Raw genomic sequence first — 3140 nt, forward strand, 5'->3', positions numbered from 1 at the left:
GAGAACTCCTCCCTACGCATAAATGACGAGGGTTTCCGTTCTCCCCCTTACCAACCCTAATTTCTGATGAGCGCCTAGGCCCACCCCGGATGCGGATCCGAGATCGCCACTCGCGCCCCCAGCGATCGCCTCCGCGATCGCTTTCCCCATTATCCCCCTATCCCTTTTCCCCTCATGTCAAAAGCTCAGCAATTGCGACAACTGCTCGATCGCCCCGGACTGCTAGTGGTTCCCGGCGTCTATGACTGCATCAGCGCCCAACTCGCCGAACGAGTCGGGTTTGAAATGGCCTTTACCAGTGGGTTTGGAATTTCCGCTTCCACCTTGGGACGCCCAGATTACGGCTTTCTCACTGCCACGGAAATGCTATACACAGTGCAGCGAATGACCCAAGCCGCAAACATACCCATTGTAGCCGATCTCGATACTGGCTATGGCAATGCTCTCAATGTGATACGCAGCGTGACCGATGCCGTGCGGGCAGGAGCAGCCGGGGTTATCTTGGAAGACCAAGAATGGCCGAAAAAGTGCGGTCACTTCCAAGGCAAGCGGGTGATTCCCGCCGAGGAACAAATTGCCAAAATTCGAGCCGCAGTCCGGGCCAAAAGTGAGAGCAACTTAGTCATTGTGGGACGCACCGATGCTCGGGCACCCTTGGGGTTAGAAGAGGCAATCCGTCGGGGTCGCGCCTACTTTGAAGCCGGGGCGGATATCGTATTTGTAGAAGCACCCCAGTCCGTGGCAGAATTGCAAGCGATCGCCACAGCATTGCCCGATGTACCCTTATTTGCCAATATGATAGAAGGGGGCAAAACCCCGGTTTTATCCGCCCAACAATTGGAAGAATTGGGGTTTAAAATTGCCGTGTTTCCTTTGGCCGGTTTGTTCGCCGCCACCAAGGCGATCGCCGATTGCTTTCGGCATTTAAAAGACCATCAAACCACCGAAGGTTTCGATAAATTAGTCAATTTTCAGCAGTTTGAAAAAATTATCGACGTGCCAAAATATCGGCAGTTAGAACGAGAATTTTCCCCCTTGCCAGAAGAGGATTAAGGGCAGATTGTCCTTGAGAGAATATAGAAGCGATCGCAGCGGCGATATGGATAAAATTTGCGGCTGGGTCACTTCAACGGGATGAATCATGGAAAGACGGGAAACAAAAGAGAAGTCAAGTACCGGGTCGGGCAAATTTTTAGTATAATTATTCCGGCAAAGGGAGAACGAGGGACATATTATGTTCGATTTAACTCAACCCAAATCTAGAGCGGCGATGACTATCGCCGCTCATTTTAATAATAAAAACGCGCGGTTTGCGTCCAATATTAGCAGCAATCCGGCAATTTATTCCCCAGACTGCGGCAATTGTGAATAATGCTTTTGCAGCTCAGAAATTGTAAAGACTGCCTCAAACTTTAACCCCTGTTGCTGATAGAATTCAGCGCCGCCTTGTTGCCTATCCACCAGAGAGATGACTTCCGCCACGCGATAGCCGGCATCTCGCAGGCGGTTGACGGCTTTCATCGCCGAGGCCCCGGTTGTTACCACATCTTCCAAAACCACTATTCTAGCACCGGGTTGCAGGGTGGGGCCTTCGATATATGCCTTCGTGCCATGTCCTTTAGCTTCTTTGCGGATAATCAACGCCGGGAGGGGGCGATTTTCGTAGGCGGAAACCACGCTGACGGCGCTCACGATCGGGTCAGCGCCTAAAGTCAAGCCCGCCACTGCCTCGGTGTCGGGAGGGAGCATGGACAGCAAAATCCGCCCGGTGGCTAATGCGCCTTCAGGATGAAGCGTCACCTGTTTGCCATTGATATAATAGCTGCTATGCTGACCCGAGGAGAGGATGAAATCCCCTTCGCGGTAGGCCAACTGGCAGAATAAATCGAGCAGTTGCGATCGCACTGTGGGCAGATCTGTGGTGGCGGGTGAGGGAAAAATGTCAGAGCGCGATTGAGTGGTGTCGGTCATGATTAAAATCAAACGAAGTTAATCGGCCACAATTGAGCCGATCGCTATTTTATCTTGGAATTTGAGTTAATATCTAGCTAAAACGTGAGGAGAAATGTTAATGAAAGTTGGATTGAAACGCTTAATTGGGGCGGTAGTGGTTCTTGCTGCTGCGGTAGGGACTGCGCCAGAGGCGATCGCCCAAGATAGACCCCTGACCATTAACGAGCAATTCGAGGAGGCGTTTTTCGATCGCTCTGGAACCTTTTACCAAAATCGTTCCTTATTTAGCCAAATTGGCTATTACCTGTTGCCGTTTACCTATCCCGAGGGGCAGATCGCCGGGGATGCCAAAAAGTTGAACCGAGTTTACGAAGCGGTCCTGGAAGTGCAAACCTCTAGCGATCCGATAATTCGAACCCCCGATTTAGACAATCCATTTGATGAGTCCCTGCTGACCTCTCCCCTGTATCTTCCCGAGGGTCAGATTCTAATTCCTTAACAGGAGTTAGATGTGGGAGGGCATGGTCAAGGGAAGCGAGGGAGGAGAAAGACACAGGAGAGTGACGATCGCGCTGGTGGGTGTAACGGGGCGATCGGCACTCCCCTGTCTCCGAGGAGGGCTTGGAAACAGGGGAGGATTCTGTGTGTGAATCGGCAGTGCAGGAGTCGAACCTGCCTAAGGCGAATTATGAGTTCGCTGCCTAATCCGCTCGGCCAACTGCCGTGATTGTTATCTGCTATTATAGCATCTTTCGCGCGACTTGCACGAGTTTCTGGGGCGATTGAGTCAGCAGCCTGCATGGCGATGGAACTTGCACTCAGGGGAGGAGTGAATTCCTGCCCGCGACCAACCGAGATGCGATCGCCCTGGCGATATGATTATAACGTGACTGGGCAAAGGATGTCTAGGGGTGCCATCGGGCGGAAATTCATTTTACAATGCCGCAGACGGATTGTTTAAAGTGAAAGATGTATTAAACAGCGATCGCTTATTTTCCCGGACCTCTGTAGAGACGAGCTTTCCGGGGAGGAGTCCCCGCCCGGGGGAGTCTCAGAGGATCCAGGAACGGGATAGCGTGGACATTCAAGGCGAACGCCTCACAGTGAAAAGAACTGTCAGCACCCCGCTCTAAAGAGACGGGGCTTCTAGCCCCTGACTTTAGGTAGCTGACCAGCCTAAGCCCTAC

Annotated in this window: 4 protein-coding genes and 1 tRNA gene; 2 read left to right on the forward strand and 3 right to left on the reverse strand. The window is 52.1% G+C overall.

Annotated features, from left to right (window positions below; all coding sequences use genetic code 11):
• Nucleotides 1-12: 12 nt before the first annotated feature.
• On the reverse strand, nucleotides 13-150 hold the full coding sequence (locus LKK83_RS18790; RefSeq protein WP_324632808.1) for a hypothetical protein: 138 nt from the start codon (nucleotides 148-150) through the stop codon (nucleotides 13-15).
• A 24-nt stretch (nucleotides 151-174) separates the two neighbouring features.
• Between LKK83_RS18790 and LKK83_RS18795 the strand changes: the two genes are divergently transcribed.
• Nucleotides 175-1053, forward strand: a complete 879-nt coding sequence (locus LKK83_RS18795; RefSeq protein WP_324632809.1) for an isocitrate lyase/PEP mutase family protein — start codon at nucleotides 175-177, stop codon at nucleotides 1051-1053.
• A 288-nt stretch (nucleotides 1054-1341) separates the two neighbouring features.
• On the opposite strand, the gene pyrE is transcribed toward LKK83_RS18795, so the two are convergent.
• The gene (pyrE, locus tag LKK83_RS18800) at nucleotides 1342-1971 is read right to left on the reverse strand and encodes an orotate phosphoribosyltransferase (RefSeq protein WP_324632810.1); all 630 of its coding nucleotides are present in this window, start codon (nucleotides 1969-1971) and stop codon (nucleotides 1342-1344) included.
• A 100-nt stretch (nucleotides 1972-2071) separates the two neighbouring features.
• Between pyrE and LKK83_RS18805 the strand changes: the two genes are divergently transcribed.
• A complete protein-coding gene (locus tag LKK83_RS18805; protein WP_324632811.1) occupies nucleotides 2072-2452 on the forward strand; it encodes a hypothetical protein in 381 nt (126 codons plus the stop codon).
• A gap of 152 nt (nucleotides 2453-2604) precedes the next feature.
• On the opposite strand, the gene LKK83_RS18810 is transcribed toward LKK83_RS18805, so the two are convergent.
• Nucleotides 2605-2677 (reverse strand) — tRNA-Ile (locus tag LKK83_RS18810).
• Nucleotides 2678-3140: the final 463 nt, after the last annotated feature.

It is taken from the genome of Phormidium sp. CCY1219 (genome assembly GCF_035615515.1).
Lineage (GTDB): Bacteria > Cyanobacteriota > Cyanobacteriia > Cyanobacteriales > Laspinemataceae > CCY1219.

Excerpts from the sequence above, each read along its gene's own strand:
- LKK83_RS18790 (WP_324632808.1), bottom strand. The coding sequence starts at position 150 with ATGGGGAAAGCGATCGCGGAGGCGATCGCTGGGGGCGCGAGTGGCGAT.
- LKK83_RS18795 (WP_324632809.1), top strand. The coding sequence starts at position 175 with ATGTCAAAAGCTCAGCAATTGCGACAACTGCTCGATCGCCCCGGACTG.
- pyrE (WP_324632810.1), bottom strand. The coding sequence starts at position 1,971 with ATGACCGACACCACTCAATCGCGCTCTGACATTTTTCCCTCACCCGCC.
- LKK83_RS18805 (WP_324632811.1), top strand. The coding sequence starts at position 2,072 with ATGAAAGTTGGATTGAAACGCTTAATTGGGGCGGTAGTGGTTCTTGCT.